The sequence below is a fragment of the Pseudomonas sp. 9.1(2019) genome (assembly GCF_009910445.1).
GTDB lineage: Bacteria > Pseudomonadota > Gammaproteobacteria > Pseudomonadales > Pseudomonadaceae > Aquipseudomonas > Aquipseudomonas paraversuta.
In genome coordinates, this window is sequence record NZ_VBWF01000011.1 from 83,797 (window position 1) to 103,688 (window position 19,892).

Consider the following 19,892-nt stretch of genomic DNA (forward strand, 5'->3'; position numbering starts at 1 on the left):
ACATCCATACTTCGCTCCTGAGCGAATTATCGGCCAAAGGGATGGGAGAAAGTCACGGTTCTTCATGAAAAGGACGCTCTGAATGACACCCTTCGAGGCTGCAACCCACCCCGACCCCTATACCTTTTATGCGCAACTGAGACACAGGGCCGACCTGTACTTTGACTCCCGACTGGGATGTTGGGTCGCAAGCGGTGCAAGGGTCATACAGGCCATTGTGCAACATCCTGATTTGCTGGTACGCCCCCCACATGAGCCCGTTCCACCGGCCATAGCACAAAGGCCTTCAGGCCAGGTGTTCGGCAAGTTGATGCGCATGAATGAAGGGCCGCGCCATCAGTGCCCCAGACACGGGATAGAACCGGCACTGGCGTCAGTGTCGGCAGCAGACATCGCAACACTGGTTGCACACCTCTTCCCCATCACAGACAGCTCTGCCGATAGCCTGAACTCACTCATGTTCAAATTGCCGGTTTCAGTGCTATGCCGCTTGCTGGGCTTCGATGACCACCAGCTTGATACCCTGAGCGCTTTGACCGGTGATTTCGTAGCCTGCCTTTCTCCTTTGGCCAGCGAGTTACAACTGCGCAGCGCTGACATTGCAGCAACCCGGCTGAGTCAGATGTTTGAGGTTCTGTTGAACGACGAAGCTGGACACAGCGCTTTTCTCAACGCTATTTGTCCAGCTTACCGATCTGGCCCCCAGGCCGATCGTCCCGCGCTTATCGCCAATTTGATCGGTCTGCTATCTCAGACCTGCGAAGCCACTGCCGGCCTGATCGGCAATGCACTGGTGGCCCTGCAGCAACAGCCTGAGCTGCTTGAAGCGGTCAGCCGAACCCCGGCGCTTGTCCCCGAGCTGGTTGCCGAGGCAGCACGTCACGACCCATCGGTACAGAACACCCGGCGCTTTGTCGCGAAACGCTGCGTCATCGGCAATTGCACTCTGCAAGCCGCAGATACGGTTCTGGTGTTGCTGGCATCTGCAAACAGAGATCCGGCCATCAATCATGACCCGGACTGTTTTCTGCTCAACCGGCCCCGGCGTCAAAATTTCAGCTTCGGCCATGGCCGGCATCAATGCCCGGGTCAACAAATAGCACTGGCGATCGCCGCACAAACCATCGCAGTACTACTACAACGCCATGGCACATCCTTTATCCGGACCTGCCACTGGAGCTATGTCCCATCACTCAATGGCCGAATTCCACGATTTCGCCAGCAGCCGGAGATTGCGCAATGATTGCCGTTATTTTCGAGGCGTGGCCACGCACCGACCAATACCAGCGTTACCTGGACCTTGCAGCCGAACTCAGGCCATTGCTCGCTGACCTTGAGGGCTTCATTTCCATCGAGCGCTTCCAGAGCCTCAGTGAACCCGGGAAGCTGCTGTCGCTGTCATTCTGGCGCGACGAAGACTCCATCCAGCGCTGGCGCCAACTGGAACAACACCGCATGGCCCAGGCCGCAGGACGTACTCAAGTCTTCGAGGACTATCGTTTGCGCATCGCCCATGTTTTGCGCGACTACTCCCTCACTGAGCGATCCGAGGCGCCGGCTGACAGCCGTAAAGTTCACTCGTGAGCGCAGGCTTGCTTGAATCCGCCCCATAAAAAAGGCCGCTCAATGAGCGGCCTTTTTCGTCGTGCGGATGATCCAGCGCTTAGTAGCGCTCGACCTTCGCCTCATTTTGCAACTGCTTGCGGTAGGCTTCGAAGTCTTGCTGGCCCACACGCGAAGCGAGGAAGCGACGGTACGACGCCTTCTCTTCTTCAGTCGGCTTCGCAGCATCGTTCACGCCATCCAGACGCAGCACAACAACGGTGCCATCGGCCAGGGTGACGCTACCAAAGGTCGGTTTGTCCTTGGATACTGGCTTGGCCAGGCGGAACACAGCTTGCAGCACGGCAGGGTCAATACCTTCCTGACCGCGGGCAACTGCCTCGTGAGCCTTCCACGACAGGCCATCAACTGGCTTATCCAACGGCAACTTGCCATCGCGTAGACCTTTGATGATTTCTTCAGCTTTGGTTTTAGCCGCTGCACTGGCGTGCTCTTTAACCAATTGCCCACGAATGCTTGCGGCAACGGCTTCCAGAGGCAACTGCTCAGGCTTGAGGTGTTCCTTGACGCGCAACACCACTACCGTCTCGGGATCGAGTTCGATGGCAGTACTGTTTGCCCCCTCATCCATCACTTCAGTGCTGAATGCTGCCTGGATCACGTCACGGTTGGCAGCAATCCCCTCCCCGCCCTGACGACCGAACGGTGCAGAGGTATGCACGGTCAGCTTCAGTTCCTGAGCAGGTTGAACCAGATCGGACGCCTCAAATGCGGAGTCTTCCAGCTGCTTGGTTGCATCAACAAAGCGACGCTCAACCTGTTGGGTTTTCAGGTCACGGGTCAGCTTGTCTTTCAGGCTGGCAAAGCTCGGCACTTCAGGTGCCTCGACGCCCATCAACTTGATCAGGTGGTAGCCAAAGCTGGTGCGAACCGGCTCAGAAACCTGATCTTTTTTCAGAGCGTAAAGCGCTGTTTCAAACACAGGATCGTAAACACCCGGACCTGCGAAACCCAGATCACCGCCATTGGCAGCCGAGCCTGGATCCTGAGAGAACTCTTTGGCCAAAGCCTCGAAGCTTTCACCCTTGGCCAGACGCTGCTCAATATCAGCAATCTTGGCTTTGGCCTGCTCGTCGCTGACCTTGTCGTTCACTTCAATCAGGATGTGTGCAGCACGGCGCTGCTCAGCAAGGTTGGCGGTTTCTTTCTGATAAAGGGCTTGCAGCTCTTCATCCTTCACAGCCACCTGATCAAAGAACGAAGACTTCTTCAACTCGATGTAGTCGATCACGACCTGATCGGGCGTCATGAATTCTTTGGCGTGCTCGTCGTAGTAAGCCTTGATTTCGTCGTCGCTGACTTTCACCGCAGCCGGGTCGGCCTTGATGTTCAGAGAAGAGAAATCACGGGTCTGTTTTTCGAGACGGGCAAAAGCGTTCACTTGCTCATCGGTCACGAAACCACTGCCCGCCAAACCGGCGCGCAGCTGACCAATCAGCATTTCCTGGCCCAGCATGTCGCGGAACTGCAGGCGACCGTAACCCAGCTGACGAATCACCTGGTCGAAACGTTCAGCGCTGAACTGGCCGTTATCCTGAAACTCAGGTGTCTGCAGAATGACCTGATCCAGGGCCGCTTCAGAGAAGGAGAACTTCGCCTGATTAGCACCCTGCAGCAGCAACTTACGATCGATCAACCCTTTAAGGGCTGCTTCACGCAGCATTTTCTCGTCCAGCAAAGAAGCGTCGAAATCTTTGCCCAGCTGTTGCATCAGCTGACGACGTTGCATGTCGACAGCCTGGCTGAGCTCAACTTGAGTGATTTCGTCACCGTTGACCTTGGCCGCATCCTGGCTGGTCGAGGTGGCTTGAAAAATAGCATCGAAACCGGTCAACGCCATTAACGCGACGATGACACCGATGATGGTCTTGGCAATCCAGCCTTGTGAATTGTCCCTGATATTTTGCAGCATGCTTCCCCCAGAAACGGTCTTGCATAATGAGCAACCGTGGAGCGTGGGTAGAGTCCGGATAGAAGAAAGGCGCATCCGAGGATGCGCCTTCTCGTAACTGGCGGAGCGGACCGGGCTCGAACCCGCGACCCCCGGCGTACCACGTCGATATAACCATCGACTGCACTACCGCTCCGCTGCCAAGCCTGGCGTGCGCCTGACCCGGTTGGGTAAAAAGTGTTACAAAAACTTAGTTAACCGCTTCTTTCAGTGCTTTACCGGCTTTGAAGCCTGGTTTTTTAGCAGCAGCAATTTCCAGTGCTTGACCAGTCTGTGGGTTACGACCAGTGCGAGCAGGACGATCAGTCACAGAGAAAGTACCAAAACCAACCAGTACCACAGAGTCGCCAGCCTTAAGAGCGCCAGTGACGGATTCGATTACTGCGTCCAGCGCACGGCCAGCTGCAGCTTTCGGGATATCAGCAGATGCAGCGATAGCATCAATCAGTTCCGACTTGTTCACTCTAAGTCCCCTTATATCTATCTGAGTATGTTTCTAAAGTTTTTTGGTAAAAGCAAACGATTGCTGAATCACTTACGGACACTTATAGAGCCGCTTTATAACAAGGGCTCTAAAAAGCGTCAAGAAAGCCCGTCAGGCAAATCCGTATTAATGCGTGCTAATTCTTTCCTTAGAGTCAGACTCTCGCTTGTCATCCTTGGCAACGATCTCGGGAGCCACATCCGGCAAGGGCTCCGGCGCGTATTGCAGCGCAATTTGCAGGACCTCGTCAATCCATTTAACCGGTTTAATCTGAAGATCCTGTTTGATGTTGTCAGGAATTTCCTTCAGATCGCGGACATTCTCTTCAGGAATAATTACAGTCTTGATCCCACCTCGGTGAGCAGCCAGTAACTTTTCCTTCAAGCCCCCAATCGCCAGCACCTGGCCACGCAGGGTAATTTCGCCGGTCATCGCAACATCCGCACGTACTGGAATCAAAGTCAGCGCAGAAACCAGAGCTGTACACATTCCTACACCAGCACTAGGACCATCTTTGGGCGTAGCCCCTTCCGGCATGTGAATGTGAACGTCACGTTTCTCGTGGAAATCCAACGGGATACCCAGGCTCTTGGCGCGACTGCGAACCACTGTCAACGCAGCAGTAATCGACTCCACCATCACGTCACCGAGAGAACCGGTCTTGATCAACTGACCCTTGCCCGGCACTACCGCAGCTTCAATTGTCAGCAATTCGCCACCGACCTGAGTCCAGGCCAGACCGGTCACCTGACCAATCTGGTCCTGTACCTCGGCCAGTCCGTAGCTGTATTTTCGAACACCCAAAAAGTGCTCGAGAAGCTCGGGCGTCACAGTCACTGCAAAACGTTTTTCCATCGCGTGTTCTTTGACCGCCTTGCGGCAAATTTTCGCAATTTGGCGCTCAAGGCCCCGCACACCGGCTTCGCGGGTGTAATAGCGAATGATGTCGCGGATGGCTTCGTTGTCGAACGCTATCTCGCCTTTTTTCAAGCCATTGGCTTCAATTTGCTTGGGGGCGAGGTATTTGACGGCAATGTTGATTTTTTCGTCTTCGGTGTAACCCGGCAGACGAATGACTTCCATCCGGTCCAGCAACGCTGGAGGAATATTCATCGAGTTGGAGGTACACAGGAACATTACGTCAGACAGGTCGTAGTCGACCTCGAGGTAATGGTCATTGAAATTGTGGTTTTGCTCGGGATCGAGCACCTCAAGCAATGCAGAGGCCGGGTCACCGCGCATGTCGCTGCCCATCTTGTCGATTTCATCGAGCAGGAACAGAGGGTTGCGCACCCCCACTTTTGTCATCTTCTGAATCAATCGACCTGGCATCGAGCCAATGTAGGTACGACGATGACCGCGAATTTCCGCTTCGTCACGCACGCCACCCAAGGCCATACGTACGAATTTGCGGTTTGTTGCATGGGCTATGGACTCTGCAAGGGAGGTTTTACCTACACCAGGAGGTCCTACCAGGCACAAAACCGGACCACGGATTTTCTTCACCCGTTTTTGCACGGCGAGGTATTCGAGAATCCGCTCTTTGACTTCATCCAGACCGTAGTGGTCTGCATCCAGAATGTCTTCAGCGCGCTTGAGATCCAGGCGGACCTTGCTCTGTGCTTTCCATGGCACCTGAACCAGCCAGTCAATGTAGGAGCGCACGACAGTGGCTTCAGCGGACATGGGGGACATTTGCTTGAGCTTGTTCAGCTCAGCCTGAGCCTTGGCCATTGCATCCTTGGGCAAACCAGCGGACTCGATGCGCTTTTTCAGCTCTTCGATTTCGTTATGCCCATCATCACCATCGCCGAGCTCCTTCTGAATGGCCTTCATCTGCTCATTCAGGTAGTACTCGCGCTGGCTGCGCTCCATCTGCTTTTTGACACGGCCACGGATACGCTTTTCAACTTGCAGCAGGTCGATCTCGGCATCAAGCAATGCCAATACGTGCTCAACCCGGGTTTGCAGGTCGATAATTTCAAGAATCTCCTGCTTCTGCTCGATCTTGAGTGCCATATGGGCAGCCATGGTATCGACCAGACGGCTTGGTTCGTCGATGCTGTTAAGCGAGGACAGAACCTCGGCCGGGACCTTTTTGCCCAGCTGTACATATTGCTCGAACTGCGAGATCAGGCTGCGGACAAAGACCTCGGATTCACGCTCCGGGGCAGCCACCTCATCAATCAGGGAGACTTCGGCACTCAGATAGCCTTCAGCCTGGCCAAAGCGCTCGACAGCGCCACGCTGCTCGCCTTCGACCAAAACCTTGACGGTGCCATCCGGCAGCTTGAGCAACTGCAGAACGGTCGCAATGGTACCTACACGATAGAGCGCGTCTTCGCCCGGATCATCGTCAGCAGGATTTTTTTGGGCCAACAGCAAGATCTGCTTGTCGCCCGTCATCGCAGCCTCGAGGGCCTCGATTGATTTCTCGCGTCCCACGAACAGTGGGATCACCATGTGCGGATAGACCACAACATCGCGCAATGGCAGGAGAGGCAATTCAATGGTTGTCTTCATGATTTCGCCTCTACGGCGGCCATAAGGCCGTAATCAGATGGAAGTAAGCTTGAAGCCAAGATGGGGGCAGTTCCGAAAAAAAACAAGCGTTGGACGACAGGAAAAAAAAAGGGGCCCGAAGGCCCCTTCTTTAACACGCAATGTGTAATACGCAGCAATACACTTACGCGTCAGGTGCAACCTTGGCAGTCGCTTCGTTGTTTTCATAAATCAACAACGGCTTGGACTTACCTTCTATAACGCTTTCGTCGATCACCACTTTACTCACCTCGGACTGCGAGGGGATTTCAAACATGGTGTCGAGCAGAACGCTCTCCAGAATCGAACGCAAACCACGCGCACCAGTCTTGCGCTCAAGCGCACGCTTGGCCACGGCTTTCAAGGCATCAGCACGGAATTCGAGATCAACACCCTCCATCTCGAACAACTTTCCATACTGCTTGGTCAGCGCATTCTTCGGCTCGGTCAGAATCTGCATCAATGCAGCTTCATCCAGCTCATCCAGTGTCGCCAGAACAGGTAGACGGCCAACAAACTCCGGGATCAGACCGAACTTGACCAAATCATCAGGTTCTACTTCACGCAGGGACTCGCCAACCTTCTTGCCCTCTTCCTTGCTGCGTACTTCGGCACTGAAGCCGATGCCGCCGCGAGTAGAGCGTGCCTGAACAACCTTCTCCAGGCCCGAGAACGCACCGCCACAGATAAACAGGATGTTACGGGTATCAACCTGCAAGAATTCCTGCTGCGGATGCTTGCGACCACCCTGAGGCGGTACGGAAGCCACAGTGCCTTCGATCAGTTTGAGCAAAGCCTGCTGCACGCCTTCACCGGAAACATCACGGGTGATGGACGGGTTGTCAGATTTGCGCGAAATCTTGTCGATTTCATCGATATAGACGATACCCATCTGGGCTTTTTCTACGTCGTAGTCGCACTTCTGCAGCAGCTTCTGAATGATGTTTTCCACATCTTCGCCTACGTAACCCGCCTCAGTCAGCGTGGTTGCATCAGCAATAGTGAAAGGTACATTCAGCAGACGAGCCAGGGTTTCGGCCAGCAAGGTTTTACCCGAGCCAGTAGGTCCGATCAGCAGAATGTTGCTCTTGCCGAGTTCGACGTCGTCATTTTTCTTGTCACGCTGGTTAAGGCGCTTGTAGTGGTTGTATACCGCTACGGCCAAAACCTTTTTGGCACGTTCCTGACCAATGACGTATTGATCAAGGATGCCGCTGATTTCTTTTGGCGAAGGTAATTTATGCGCACTGCTCTCGGCCTGGGCTTCCTGCACCTCCTCGCGGATGATGTCATTGCACAGGTCGACGCATTCGTCGCAGATAAAGACCGAGGGGCCGGCAATCAATTTGCGCACTTCATGCTGGCTTTTGCCACAGAAGGAGCAATAGAGCAATTTGCCGTTGTCCTCGCCGTTGCGGGTGTCAGTCATTCGATCGATCCAAATCCGATAGGCTTGCAACACAAGATGAAGGCAACTGCGGGCTTTTTCAAGCCCGCAGGAGGTCAGTTAATCCAACCGCCTTCATTTGTACTACTTAAGCGGGCATTTGACGCTTGCTGAACACAGAGTCGATCAAACCGTATTCGGTTGCACGCTCAGCGCTCATGAAGTTGTCACGTTCGGTGTCACGCTCGATGGTTTCGAGCGACTGACCGGTATGGTGGGCCAACAGCGAGTTCAAACGATGACGAATGTTGAGGATTTCCTTGGCATGGATGTCGATATCCGACGCCTGCCCCTGGAAACCGCCCAACGGCTGGTGAATCATCATCCGCGAGTTAGGCAGGCAATGACGCTTGCCCGGAGCACCGCCGGCCAACAGGAAAGCACCCATGCTGCACGCCTGACCGATACAGATGGTCGACACGTCTGGCTTGATGAACTGCATGGTGTCGTAGATCGACATCCCTGCTGTTACCGAGCCGCCCGGGGAGTTGATGTAGAGATGAATGTCCTTGTCCGGGTTTTCGGCTTCAAGGAAAAGCAGCTGCGCAGCAACCAGGTTCGCCATGTAGTCTTCGACAGGGCCTACCAGGAAGATGATCCGCTCCTTGAGGAGGCGCGAATAGATGTCGTAGGAGCGCTCGCCACGGGCAGACTGCTCAACAACCATCGGGACCAGGCCGCCAGCGGCCTGAATGTCAGAGTTCTGCTGAATATAAGAATTGCGGGACATGTCCGGCAGTCACTCCCAAATAGTCTTGTCTGGAATACGCATAAGCCAGCTCGAGGCTGGCTTATGGTTGTGTTTTCTAACGAGTCAGAATTCAGTCGGCTTGTGGAGCTTCCACCGGCTTAACTGCTTCTTCGTAAGAGACCGCTTTATCGGTCACCTTAGCCTTCTGCAGAACAGTATCCACAACTTGCTCTTCCAGCACAACCGAACGAACCTCGTTCAATTGCGCGTCATTTTTGTAGTACCAAGCAACAACCTGCTCAGGCTCCTGGTAAGCGGAAGCCATTTCCTGAATCATTTCGCGAACACGATCTTCGTCAGGCTTGAGGTCGAATTGCTTGACCACTTCAGCCACGATCAGACCCAGAACCACACGGCGATTGGCTTGTTCTTCGAACAGCTCGGCCGGCAGTTGGTCAGGCTTGATGTTGCCACCGAATTGCTGAACAGCCTGAACGCGCAGACGATCAACTTCGTTGGACAGCAGCGATTTTGGCACTTCGATCGGGTTGGCAGCCAACAGACCGTCCATTACCTGATTCTTGACCTTGGATTTGATCGCCTGACGCAGCTCACGCTCCATGTTCTTGCGAACTTCGGCGCGGAAACCTTCCAGACCTGTTTCCTTGATACCGAACTGGGCGAAGAACTCTTCGTTCAGCTCTGGCAGCTTAGGCTCGGAAACAGTGTTGACAGTAACGGTGAACTCGGCGGCTTTGCCAGCCAGGTCCAGGTTCTGATAGTCAGCAGGGAAAGTCAGGTTCAGAACGCGTTCTTCGCCAGCTTTAGCGCCTACCAGGCCTTCTTCGAAGCCAGGAATCATACGGCCCGAACCCAGAACCAGCTGAGTACCCTTGGCGGAACCGCCAGCGAACTCTTCACCATCTACCTTGCCAACGAAATCAATGTTCAACTGATCTTCGTTCTGCGCAGCACGCTCAGTCAGCTCAAAACGGGTGTTCTGCTTGCGCAGCACGTCCAGCATTTTGTCCAGGTCGGCATCAGCCACTTCGGCGCTCAGGCGCTCGATGGCGATGGTGTCCAGACCGGTAACTTCGAATTCAGGGAATACTTCGAAGGTCGCAACGTATTCCAGATCCTTGCCTTTTTCGAAGACTTTAGGCTCTACCGAAGGTGCGCCAGCCGGGTTCAGCTTTTGCTCAACCACTGCTTCATAGAACGAAGCCTGGATCACGTTGCCCAGTGCTTCTTGACGCGCATCAGCTTCGTAACGCTGACGAATCACGCTCATTGGCACCTTGCCTGGACGGAAGCCCGGGATTTTGGCCTTTTGGGCGGTCTGCTGCAGACGCTTGTTGACTTCAGCCTCAATACGCTCAGATGGCACGCCAATGGTCATGCGACGCTCAAGAGCGGAAGTATTTTCAACAGAAACTTGCATGGATATTCCTCGTTGCACAGACATTAGCCGGCCGTTTCCGACCCCATAATCAAGGGCATGCATTCTAGTGGGTCAAACTCAAGAAGTCACCCTACCGCAATCGCGCACAGAAACAGCAGGCACATTATTAAGCGCAAGCAGTGATCTGCTTAAACACCCGAATACACAAAAATGCTTACATAGCCCCAACTCAGAGCCTCCTTCCTTATATATAGAAGAAGGCATCAAGCAAGAGCATGACAACACCCGCACCGACACACGGACGCAAGACAGGCATCATTCAGCAACACAATGCCGCCCGCCTGCCCCCCCTTCAAAAAAGCCGGAACGAAAAAAAACGCCAGATTATTAATCTGGCGTTTTCTAAATATGGGGTGGACGAAGGGGATCGAACCCTCGACAACGGGAGTCACAATCCCGTGCTCTACCAACTGAGCTACGCCCACCATATTGCATTTACAGCTCTATTTGCATCGCTACGAATGCGCATCAAAGCGCAGCTTCGTAAAAGAATAAAGCCGCTCTAGGCGGCTTTATTCATCAGCCTGGCGAACCCGATTCAGGCATCGCCAAACCTTATTTGGTGCGGACGGAGAGACTCGAACTCTCACACCTTGCGGCGCTGGAACCTAAATCCAGTGTGTCTACCAATTCCACCACATCCGCATTCAAACTTTTGAAGCAAAGACGCCAGACTATTAATCTGGCGCCTTTCTAAATATGGGGTGGACGAAGGGGATCGAACCCTCGACAACGGGAGTCACAATCCCGTGCTCTACCAACTGAGCTACGCCCACCATATTGCCTTTGTAACCCTACTTGTGCCAAAGCTGCCTAATGGCGCACCCGGCAGGACTCGAACCTGCGACCATCCGCTTAGAAGGCGGATGCTCTATCCAGCTGAGCTACGGGCGCCTTGTTAATCTGTATTCTGTGACGACTACAAACTAAGTGCTTTCAGTATCACCAAGCCAGACATCAACTTCGCTCTACCTTCTTAACCAGTGCTAGGCTGTGCCCGACAAGTGCGACGAATATTATAGGCGACCCCGAAAGCCGTCAACTCTTTTTTGAAAAAAGTTTAGAAATATAAAGGAGTTAGGGGAATAAGCAGACCAAGCGCCTTTGCCCTTACGTCACGGCATGCGAGAATGCACGTCCTTTTTCCACCCTTTACGATGGTTAATCACGCGTAATGACTGCACAACTAATCGACGGCAAAGCGATCGCCGCCAGCCTGCGCAAGCAGATTGCAAAACGTGTCGCCGAGCGTCACGAGCAAGGCCTGCGCACTCCCGGCCTGGCAGTGATTCTGGTCGGCAGCGATCCTGCCTCCCAGGTTTATGTTTCGCACAAGCGTAAAGACTGCGAAGAGGTAGGCTTTCTTTCACAAGCCTATGACCTGCCTTCGGACACTAGCCAGCAAGCACTGACCGACCTGATTGACCGTCTTAATGAAGACACGGATATCGACGGCATTCTGCTTCAGCTGCCACTGCCCGAGCATCTGGACGCCTCCAAGTTGCTGGAGCGCATTCGTCCGGACAAGGACGTAGACGGTTTCCACCCCTACAACGTCGGCCGTCTGGCCCAGCGCATCCCGCTACTGCGCCCCTGCACCCCTAAAGGCATCATGACCCTGCTGGAAAGCACCGGCCAGGACCTTTACGGAATGGACGCAGTAATCGTTGGCGCCTCCAACATCGTTGGTCGCCCGATGGCCATGGAACTGTTGCTGGCCGGCTGCACCGTAACGGTTACCCATCGTTTCACCAAGGACCTGGCCGGCCACGTAGGCCGTGCAGATCTGGTGGTCGTGGCTGCCGGCAAGCCGGGCCTGGTCAAAGGCGAATGGATCAAGGAAGGCGCGATCGTGATCGACGTCGGCATCAACCGTCAGGCTGATGGCAAGCTGGTAGGCGATGTGATTTACGAAACCGCCCTGCCCCGCGCCGGCTGGATTACACCGGTTCCTGGCGGCGTTGGCCCGATGACTCGCGCCTGCTTGCTGGAAAATACTTTGTACGCCGCCGAAACGCTGCACGCATAAGCCCCGGCATCGATACCAGCAACGGCACCTTCGGGTGCCGTTGTTATTGGTGCAGCCAAAACCCGGACAAACAAAAGCCCGCACTTGGCGGGCTTTCGTTCAAACAGCGATAAACCTAGTCAGCCAGGCGCCAGGTCGTACCGCCTTTACCGTCTTCAAGCACAACACCCATGGCGGTGAGCTGATCACGAATCCGGTCCGATTCAGCCCAGTCCTTACCGGCACGAGCCGCCAGACGAGCCGCGATCAAAGCATCAACCTGGGCCGCATCCACCCGCCCTTCTGCGCCAGCCTGCAAGAAATCATCCGCCTCAAGCTGCAATACACCCAGCACATCAGCCAATTCTTTCAAGCGCGCAGCCAGGCCAGCCGCGGCCTGCAAATCGGTATCGCGCAAGCGGTTGATCTCGCGAACCATCTCGAACAGCACCGCGCAGGCTTCCGGAGTACCGAAGTCATCGTTCATCACCTGGGTAAAACGCTCAACGAACGCTTCACCACCGGCCGGTGCCACTTTTGGCAGCCCCTTGAGGGCGTGATAAAAGCGCTCAAGAGCCGCTTTCGCGTCCTTGAGGTTATCTTCGGAGTAATTGATCGAGCTGCGGTAGTGGCTGGACACCAACAAGTAACGCACCACTTCCGGGTGATATTTCTCCAGAACGTCGCGAATGGTGAAGAAGTTGTTCAAGGATTTGGACATCTTCTCGCCATTGATGCGAATCATCCCGCAATGCATCCAGGCATTGGCGTAGGTTTTACCCGTCGCTGCCTCACTTTGGGCGATTTCGTTCTCATGGTGCGGAAACTCAAGGTCGCTGCCGCCACCATGAATATCAAAGGTCTCGCCCAGGCAGCAGGTCGACATCACCGAGCACTCGATGTGCCAGCCCGGACGACCTGCACCCCACGGCGACTCCCAGCTCGGCTCGCCCGGCTTGACGCCCTTCCACAGCACGAAGTCCAGCGGATCGTCCTTGGCTTCGTCGACTTCAATACGTGCACCGATACGCAGATCTTCGATCTTCTTGCGCGACAGCTTGCCGTAGCCCATGAACTTGGCGACACGGTAATACACGTCGCCGTTGCCCGGGGCGTAGGCATAACCCTTGTCGATCAGGGTCTGGATCATCGCGTGCATGCCGGGGATATAATCCGTGGCACGCGGCTCCATGTCCGGCTTGCGGATATTGAGTCGCGCTTCGTCTTCATGCATTGCAGCGATCATGCGCGCGGTGAGCACCTCAAACGCTTCGCCGTTTTCACGGGCACGGTTGATGATCTTGTCTTCGATGTCGGTGATGTTGCGCACATAGGTCAAATCGTAACCGCTAAAACGCAACCAGCGTGTTACCAGGTCAAAAGCCACCATGCTGCGGCCGTGACCCAGATGGCAATAGTCGTACACGGTCATGCCGCACACGTACATGCGCACATTGTTGCCGTCCAGCGGCTTGAAAACTTCTTTGCTCTTGGTGAGCGTGTTGTAAATCGTTAGCACGATGGCTCCCTCAAAACTTGATCACTGACCCCAGGAATCACGCAAGGTCACAGTACGGTTGAATACCGGCTGGCCAGGTTTCGAGTCCTTGATATCTGCGCAGAAGTAACCTTCGCGCTCGAACTGGAAACGGTCTTCCGGCTGTGCGTTGCCCAGCGACGGCTCAGCACGACAACCCGTAAGAACCTGCAGCGAATCCGGGTTGATGTTTTCCAGGAAGCCCGCACCATCCTCAGCCTTTTCAGGGTTCGGCGAGCGGAACAGACGATCGTACAGACGCACTTCGCATTCGACGCTGGCAGCAGCCGGCACCCAATGCACAACACCCTTGACCTTGCGGCCTTCAGGGTTCTTGCCCAGCGTTTCGGGATCGTACGAGCAATGCAGTTCAACGATGTTGCCATCGGCGTCTTTAATCGCTTCGTCAGCACGAATCACATAGCTGCCGCGCAGGCGCACTTCACCGGCAGGCTCTAGGCGCTTGTAACCTTTTGGCGGCTCTTCCATAAAGTCGTCACGATCGATGTAGATCTCACGGGCGAATGGCAGCACTCGTACACCCATGTCTTCTTTAGGGTGGCGAGGCAGCTCCAGGTTTTCGACCTGGCCTTGCGGGTAGTTGGTGATGATGACCTTCAATGGACGCAGCACACACATCGCGCGCGGAGCGCTGTGGTCCAGATCGTCACGAATGCTGAATTCCAGCATGCCGAAGTCAACCACGCCATCGGAGCGGTTGGTGCCAACCATGTCGCAGAAGTTGCGGATTGATTTGGGCGTGTAACCACGACGACGGAAACCCGAGAGGGTCGACATGCGCGGGTCATCCCAGCCATGTACGTGCTTTTCATCAACCAGTTGCTTGAGCTTGCGCTTGCTGGTGATGGTGTAGTTCAGGTTCAGGCGCGAGAACTCGTACTGACGCGGCTTGCTCGGCACCGGCAGGTTGTCGAGGAACCATTCGTACAGAGGGCGATGACCTTCGAACTCCAGGGTGCAGATCGAATGGGTAATGCCTTCGATCGCATCCGACTGACCATGGGTGAAGTCATAGTTCGGATAAATGCACCACTTGTCACCGGTCTGATGGTGATGGGCATGACGAATGCGATACAGGATCGGATCGCGCAGGTTCATGTTCGGTGAAGCCATGTCGATCTTGGCCCGCAACACACGCTTGCCGTCTTCGAACTCGCCAGCCTTCATGCGGGCGAACAGGTCGATGTTTTCTTCGACGCTACGCTCACGAAACGGGCTGTTTTTGCCAGGCTCGGTCAAGCTGCCACGGTATTCCTTGGCCTGTTCAGGTGTCAGGTCGCAGACATAGGCCTTACCTTCCTTGATCAGGTAAACCGCCCACTCATGCAACTGATCGAAATATTGCGAGGCAAAGCGCACTTCACCCGACCACTCAAAGCCCAGCCACTTGACGTCACTTTCGATCGCATCAATGTATTCCTGGTCTTCTTTGGCCGGGTTAGTGTCGTCAAAACGCAAATGGGTGACGCCGCCAAATTCCTGAGCCAGCCCAAAGTTCACGCAAATGGACTTGGCGTGACCGATGTGCAGGTAGCCGTTGGGCTCAGGCGGGAAGCGGGTCACGATCTGTTTGCATTTACCCGAGTCAAGGTCCGCCTGCACGATGGGACGCAGGAAATTAGCCGGTACAGCAGGGCCAGCCTTAGGATTCAAAGTAGGGTCGACAGTGGGCTTGCTCATAGGATCCTTGAACGTAACAGGTGCGCGGCCTGGGTCGGCCGACTAAATCAAAGCGCCTATCATAGCCGATGCTGTCAAGTCCCTGACAGAGCAGGCGCTCAATCAACGCATTTGAAATAGCGCCTTTTAGCCCCCATATCGCAAAAACAGCATCGAAATGCCGTGCGGGCACGCTAAACTGCGCCGCGCGGCTGTATCTACCCAGCCAGCTTTTAGTCTCCGAGCCAATTGGCCGGACCAAAAAGCTCACCGAATTCATCTGATAGAGCGATAGCAATCATGTCCAAAGTAAAACTGACTACCAACCACGGCGACATCGTGATTGAGCTGAACGCTGAAAAGGCGCCGATCACCGTCGCCAACTTCATCGAGTACGTAAAAGCCGGTCACTACGAAAACACTGTGTTTCACCGTGTAATCGGTAACTTCATGGTTCAGGGCGGCGGTTTCGAACCTGGCATGAAAGAAAAGAAAGACAAGCGTCCAAGCATCAAGAACGAAGCGGACAACGGTCTGCCGAACGAGAAGTACACCGTGGCCATGGCTCGCACCATGGAGCCGCATTCGGCTTCCGCCCAGTTCTTCATCAACGTGGCTGACAACAGCTTCCTCAACCACACCGCACCGACCGCTCAAGGCTGGGGCTATGCAGTGTTCGGTAAAGTGGTTGAAGGTCAGGACGTGGTCGACAAGATCAAAGGTGTCAAAACCACTTCCAAAGCGGGCCATCAAGACGTGCCGGCTGAAGACGTGATTGTCGAGAAAGCAGAGATCATTGAGTGATACTGCTGATTTCAGATTTGCATCTGGAAGAGGAGCGCCCGGACATAACCCGGGCGTTTCTGGATTTCCTGACCGGGCGTGCGCGCTCGGCTCAGGCGCTGTACATCCTGGGTGATTTTTTCGAAGCCTGGATAGGCGACGATGCAATGACGCCCTACCAGCGCTCTATCTGTGAAGCGCTGCGAACACTGAGCGATAGCGGCACGCAGATTTTTCTGATGCACGGCAATCGCGACTTTTTGCTTGGCCAGGCCTTTTGTAAAGCGGCTGGCTGCACCCTGATCAAAGACCCCAGCGTTGTAGATTTCTACGGCGAACCGGTCTTGCTGATGCACGGCGACAGCCTGTGCACCCGCGACGAATCCTACATGCGCCTGCGGCGCTACCTGCGCAACCCCGTAATCATGTGGATTTTACGCCACCTGCCACTGGGCACCCGGCAAAAACTGGCGCGCAAGTTACGCAGCGAAAGCCGCGCCCAGACCCGCATGAAAGCCAACGACATCGTTGATGTGACCCCCGAAGAAGTACCGCTGATCATGGCCCGGCATGGCGTACGCACGCTGATTCATGGCCACACTCACCGCCCGGCCATTCACAAGCTGCAGATCGGCGAACATGCCGCCAAACGCATTGTGCTCGGCGACTGGGACAAACAGGGCTGGGCACTCCAGGTGGATGAGCAAGGCATGCAACTGGCGCCGTTTGATTTCGCCACCCCGCCCTTACTGCAACACAGCCAACAGTAGGATGGTGGGAGCCGGCTTGCCAGCGATGGCATCACCCGGCATCAGCCAGACCCCGGCGATATTATCGCCGGCAAGCCGGCTCCCACAGCCCTGCGGCTTTTACCGCATTAATGTCCGCTCGCCTCCGGCCCCGCCTTCGCGGCAAACGGCGGTTTGGCCAGCCACACCAGCAAGATCAGCCCCATGAACATCCAGCCCATCAACGTGAAGTAGTCCACAGTCGAGAGCATATAGGCCTGACTGGTCAGGACTTGATCCAGCTGGGCGTAAGCCTTGGTGCTCGCCCCGCCGAGATTCTCCAGCGCGTGCCGGGTGATGGGGTCATAGGTACTCATGCTTTCACTCATGTAGGCATGGTGCTGATCCGCACGACGAATCCAGATCCAGGTGGTCAGGGATGCCGCAAAACTCCCCCCCAGCGTTCGCAGGAACGTCGCCAGCCCGGCGCCATCGGCGATCTGATGTGGCGGTAAATCCGACATCAAAATGCTCAAGGTCGGCATAAAGAACAGCGCCACACCTATCCCCATAAACAGCTGCACCAGTGCCACATGCTGGAAGTCCACCTGGCTGGTGAAATCGGCCCGCATAAAGCAGCTCAGGCCAATGGCCAAAAAGGCCAGCCCCGCCAACAGGCGCAAATCGAATTTATGCGCGTACTTGCCCACAAACGGCGACATCAGTACCGGCAAGATACCGATCGGCGCCACGGCCAGACCGGCCCAGGTCGCGGTATAGCCCATCTGCGTCTGCAGCCATTGCGGCAAAATCAGGTTGATGCCGAAGAAGCCTGCATAGCCCAATACCAGCACGATGGTACCGATACGAAAGTTGCGATAAGCAAATAAACGCAAATTTACGATGGGGTGCTTGTCGGTCATTTCCCAAATGATAAAAGCCGCCAGCGCCACCACTGACAATGCAGTGCCCATAAGAATGAAATTGGATTCGAACCAGTCCAGATCATTGCCCTTGTCGAGCACTATCTGCAGCGCACCAACGCCAATGATCAGAGTTATAAGACCCACATAGTCCATCGGCTGACGGGTAATCACCACCGGACGCGCCTTGAGTTGCTGGCGAACCACCATCACGGCAAAGAAGCCGATCGGGATATTAATGAAGAAGATCCACGGCCAACTGTAACTGTCCGTGATCCAGCCACCCAATATGGGGCCCGCAATGGGCGCAACCACCGTGACCATCGCCAGCAATGCCAATGCCATCCCCCGTTTCGCAGGCGGATACACCGCAATCAGCAGGGTCTGGGTCATGGGATACAAGGGGCCGGCGACCAGGCCTTGCAACACCCGAAAGCCCACCAGTTCAGGCATCGAGGTTGAAATACCGCACAGGAACGAAGCCAGCACGAACAGAACCGTGGCCCACAGAAACAGCTTCACCTCACCAAAGCGCCGGCTCAGCCAGCCAGTCAACGGCAAGGCAATAGCGTTACTTACGGCAAATGAAGTAATTACCCACGTACCCTGCTCCGAACTCACCCCCAGGTTGCCGGAGATAGTGGGCAACGCCACGTTGGCGATGGTGGTATCGAGCACCTGCATAAAGGTCGCCAGCGACAGGCCAATGGTGGCAAGCACCAAGCTGGGCGGGGAAAAAGACGCGTTTGTACTCATCGCAAATCCTTTAAAACTCGGGCTGCAGCCCTGCCCGTGCGGCAGAGCTTATGGATTGGCGAATCAGCGTTGAGCCGCAGTGTTGCCCGTCAAGGCGCTGTTGCTGTCAATCAAGCGCGTAATCATGGCTTCGGCGTCCGCCAGCTGCTGCTCGTACACATTGGTGGTGAACGACGCTTTTTGCGGCGGCTGCTGGGCCAGCACCGGGCCACTCTGGTCACGCAGGTTCACATCGACCGTGGTCGACAAGCCGACCCGCAGTGGATGCTTTTCCAGCTCCTGGGCATTGATATGAATACGCACCGGCACCCGCTGCACGATCTTGATCCAGTTGCCGGTGGCGTTTTGCGCCGGCAAGAGGGCGAATGCGCTGCCGGTACCGGCACCGATACTGTCGATGCTGCCGCTGTACTTGACGTCACTGCCATAGATGTCCGACTCGATGTCCACCGGCTGCCCGATGCGCATCTTGTGCAACTGGGTTTCCTTGAAGTTGGCATCGATCCACAACTGATTCAGCGGAATGACGGCCATCAAGGCAGTACCCGGCTGAACCCGCTGCCCCAGCTGAACCGTACGTTTGGCCACATAACCGGTCACTGGAGCAATCAACGTGGAGCGGGCATTCGCCAGGTAGGCCTGACGCAACTGCGCTGCTGCAGCCTTCACATCGGGATGATCGGCAATCGTGGTGTTATCCACCAGTGCACTGGTGGTATCGAGCTTCTGCTCGGCATTGCGCAAGGCACTTTGGGCAGAGGCCAGATCATCCCGGGCGTGGGACAGTTCTTCCTGGGAAATCGCCCCGCCTGCGGCCAGGCTTTTACGGCGGTTGTAATTGTCCTGAGCTTTTTGCACCTCGACTTTTTGCGCCGAGACCTGGGCCTTCATGCCGTTCACATCACTGAACAGGCCGCGGACCTGACGCACGGTGCGGGCCAGGTTGGCCTCGGCACTCTGCAGGCCAACCAGTGCATCGCTTGGGTCGAAGTTGAGCAGCACCTGCCCCTCATGAACCAGATCGCCATCATCGGCGCCAATACTCACCACCGTTCCGGTGACCAGCGGGGTGATCTCCACCACATTGCCGTTTACATAGGCGTCGTCCGTGCTCTCACTCCAGCGACCATAGAGCTCATGCCAGGCCCAGACGCCCAACGCGACCAGGATCACCAGAATCGCCAGCCCGCCGAGCCAGAGCTTGCGTTTGCGCTGATTGCCAGCGTCCTGGTTTTGTTGCGTTTCATTCGGTGTTTGCACAGTGGCCATGACGAGTAC

15 protein-coding genes and 4 tRNA genes are annotated in these 19,892 nt (G+C 55.4%); 5 read left to right on the forward strand and 14 right to left on the reverse strand.

Annotation, left to right across the window (positions count from 1 at the left end; translation table 11 throughout):
• Positions 1-457: 457 nt before the first annotated feature.
• Both FEZ21_RS19280 and FEZ21_RS19285 read left to right on the forward strand, forming a co-directional pair.
• Positions 458-1,243, forward strand: a complete 786-nt coding sequence (locus tag FEZ21_RS19280) for a cytochrome P450 (protein WP_306768571.1) — start codon at positions 458-460, stop codon at positions 1,241-1,243.
• Entirely contained in the window at positions 1,240-1,584 is a 345-nt protein-coding gene (locus FEZ21_RS19285) for an antibiotic biosynthesis monooxygenase (protein WP_003441374.1), read from the forward strand. The genes FEZ21_RS19280 and FEZ21_RS19285 overlap by 4 nt, the downstream gene beginning before the upstream one ends.
• A 79-nt stretch (positions 1,585-1,663) precedes the next feature.
• Here FEZ21_RS19285 and FEZ21_RS19290 read toward each other — a convergent pair whose 3' ends face one another.
• The 10 genes from FEZ21_RS19290 to FEZ21_RS19335 form a co-directional block, all read right to left on the reverse strand.
• Positions 1,664-3,535, reverse strand: coding sequence for a SurA N-terminal domain-containing protein (locus FEZ21_RS19290; RefSeq protein WP_010655837.1), 1,872 nt, complete (start codon positions 3,533-3,535; stop codon positions 1,664-1,666).
• A gap of 229 nt (positions 3,536-3,764) precedes the next feature.
• The gene (locus FEZ21_RS19295; RefSeq protein WP_003441370.1) at positions 3,765-4,037 is read right to left on the reverse strand and encodes an HU family DNA-binding protein; all 273 of its coding nucleotides are present in this window, start codon (positions 4,035-4,037) and stop codon (positions 3,765-3,767) included.
• A 147-nt stretch (positions 4,038-4,184) separates the two neighbouring features.
• Positions 4,185-6,581 (reverse strand): endopeptidase La, encoded by a 2,397-nt coding sequence (gene lon, locus FEZ21_RS19300; protein WP_003441367.1) that lies wholly within the window; start codon positions 6,579-6,581, stop codon positions 4,185-4,187.
• Positions 6,582-6,744: 163 nt separating this feature from the next.
• Positions 6,745-8,028, reverse strand: a complete 1,284-nt coding sequence (gene clpX / locus FEZ21_RS19305; RefSeq protein ID WP_003441365.1) for an ATP-dependent Clp protease ATP-binding subunit ClpX — start codon at positions 8,026-8,028, stop codon at positions 6,745-6,747.
• Positions 8,029-8,134: 106 nt separating this feature from the next.
• On the reverse strand, positions 8,135-8,776 hold the full coding sequence (gene clpP / locus FEZ21_RS19310) for an ATP-dependent Clp endopeptidase proteolytic subunit ClpP (RefSeq protein ID WP_003441363.1): 642 nt from the start codon (positions 8,774-8,776) through the stop codon (positions 8,135-8,137).
• A gap of 91 nt (positions 8,777-8,867) precedes the next feature.
• A complete protein-coding gene (tig, locus tag FEZ21_RS19315) occupies positions 8,868-10,178 on the reverse strand; it encodes a trigger factor (RefSeq protein ID WP_003441361.1) in 1,311 nt (436 codons plus the stop codon).
• Positions 10,179-10,548: 370 nt separating this feature from the next.
• Positions 10,549-10,624: transfer RNA gene (locus tag FEZ21_RS19320), tRNA-His, on the reverse strand.
• A 135-nt stretch (positions 10,625-10,759) separates the two neighbouring features.
• A tRNA-Leu gene (locus FEZ21_RS19325) sits at positions 10,760-10,844 on the reverse strand.
• A gap of 55 nt (positions 10,845-10,899) precedes the next feature.
• Positions 10,900-10,975, reverse strand: a tRNA-His gene (locus tag FEZ21_RS19330).
• Positions 10,976-11,016: 41 nt separating this feature from the next.
• Positions 11,017-11,093, reverse strand: a tRNA-Arg gene (locus tag FEZ21_RS19335).
• Positions 11,094-11,373: 280 nt separating this feature from the next.
• On the opposite strand from FEZ21_RS19335, the gene folD reads away from it, so the two are divergent.
• Positions 11,374-12,228, forward strand: a complete 855-nt coding sequence (gene folD, locus FEZ21_RS19340; RefSeq protein WP_003441360.1) for a bifunctional methylenetetrahydrofolate dehydrogenase/methenyltetrahydrofolate cyclohydrolase FolD — start codon at positions 11,374-11,376, stop codon at positions 12,226-12,228.
• 115 nt (positions 12,229-12,343) lie between these two features.
• On the opposite strand, the gene cysS is transcribed toward folD, so the two are convergent.
• Both cysS and FEZ21_RS19350 read right to left on the reverse strand, forming a co-directional pair.
• A complete protein-coding gene (cysS, locus tag FEZ21_RS19345) occupies positions 12,344-13,726 on the reverse strand; it encodes a cysteine--tRNA ligase (RefSeq protein WP_160628237.1) in 1,383 nt (460 codons plus the stop codon).
• Between the two features lie 21 nt (positions 13,727-13,747).
• Positions 13,748-15,445 carry a glutamine--tRNA ligase/YqeY domain fusion protein gene (locus FEZ21_RS19350; RefSeq protein ID WP_003441356.1) on the reverse strand — a complete coding sequence of 566 codons (1,698 nt, stop codon included), beginning with the start codon at positions 15,443-15,445 and terminating at the stop codon, positions 13,748-13,750.
• A gap of 279 nt (positions 15,446-15,724) precedes the next feature.
• Between FEZ21_RS19350 and FEZ21_RS19355 the strand changes: the two genes are divergently transcribed.
• Complete coding sequence (locus tag FEZ21_RS19355; RefSeq protein ID WP_003441354.1) at positions 15,725-16,228, forward strand: peptidylprolyl isomerase; 504 nt, start codon at positions 15,725-15,727, stop codon at positions 16,226-16,228.
• Positions 16,225-16,977 (forward strand): UDP-2,3-diacylglucosamine diphosphatase, encoded by a 753-nt coding sequence (gene lpxH, locus FEZ21_RS19360; protein WP_003441352.1) that lies wholly within the window; start codon positions 16,225-16,227, stop codon positions 16,975-16,977. Before FEZ21_RS19355 ends, lpxH begins: the two co-directional genes overlap by 4 nt.
• A 107-nt stretch (positions 16,978-17,084) precedes the next feature.
• Here lpxH and FEZ21_RS19365 read toward each other — a convergent pair whose 3' ends face one another.
• Together FEZ21_RS19365 and FEZ21_RS19370 are read right to left on the reverse strand one after the other, a co-directional pair.
• Positions 17,085-18,614 (reverse strand): DHA2 family efflux MFS transporter permease subunit, encoded by a 1,530-nt coding sequence (locus FEZ21_RS19365; protein ID WP_060781813.1) that lies wholly within the window; start codon positions 18,612-18,614, stop codon positions 17,085-17,087.
• 63 nt (positions 18,615-18,677) lie between these two features.
• On the reverse strand, positions 18,678-19,883 hold the full coding sequence (locus tag FEZ21_RS19370; RefSeq protein ID WP_003441348.1) for an efflux RND transporter periplasmic adaptor subunit: 1,206 nt from the start codon (positions 19,881-19,883) through the stop codon (positions 18,678-18,680).
• Positions 19,884-19,892 lie beyond the last annotated feature (9 nt).

Coding starts and splice junctions, on each gene's coding strand:
- clpP (WP_003441363.1), bottom strand. CDS start 8,776: ATGTCCCGCAATTCTTATATTCAGCAGAACTCTGACATTCAGGCCGCT.
- FEZ21_RS19365 (WP_060781813.1), bottom strand. CDS start 18,614: ATGAGTACAAACGCGTCTTTTTCCCCGCCCAGCTTGGTGCTTGCCACC.
- FEZ21_RS19280 (WP_306768571.1), top strand. CDS start 458: ATGTTCAAATTGCCGGTTTCAGTGCTATGCCGCTTGCTGGGCTTCGAT.
- FEZ21_RS19290 (WP_010655837.1), bottom strand. CDS start 3,535: ATGCTGCAAAATATCAGGGACAATTCACAAGGCTGGATTGCCAAGACC.
- FEZ21_RS19285 (WP_003441374.1), top strand. CDS start 1,240: ATGATTGCCGTTATTTTCGAGGCGTGGCCACGCACCGACCAATACCAG.
- FEZ21_RS19370 (WP_003441348.1), bottom strand. CDS start 19,883: ATGGCCACTGTGCAAACACCGAATGAAACGCAACAAAACCAGGACGCT.
- lon (WP_003441367.1), bottom strand. CDS start 6,581: ATGAAGACAACCATTGAATTGCCTCTCCTGCCATTGCGCGATGTTGTG.
- FEZ21_RS19350 (WP_003441356.1), bottom strand. CDS start 15,445: ATGAGCAAGCCCACTGTCGACCCTACTTTGAATCCTAAGGCTGGCCCT.
- clpX (WP_003441365.1), bottom strand. CDS start 8,028: ATGACTGACACCCGCAACGGCGAGGACAACGGCAAATTGCTCTATTGC.
- folD (WP_003441360.1), top strand. CDS start 11,374: ATGACTGCACAACTAATCGACGGCAAAGCGATCGCCGCCAGCCTGCGC.
- FEZ21_RS19355 (WP_003441354.1), top strand. CDS start 15,725: ATGTCCAAAGTAAAACTGACTACCAACCACGGCGACATCGTGATTGAG.
- tig (WP_003441361.1), bottom strand. CDS start 10,178: ATGCAAGTTTCTGTTGAAAATACTTCCGCTCTTGAGCGTCGCATGACC.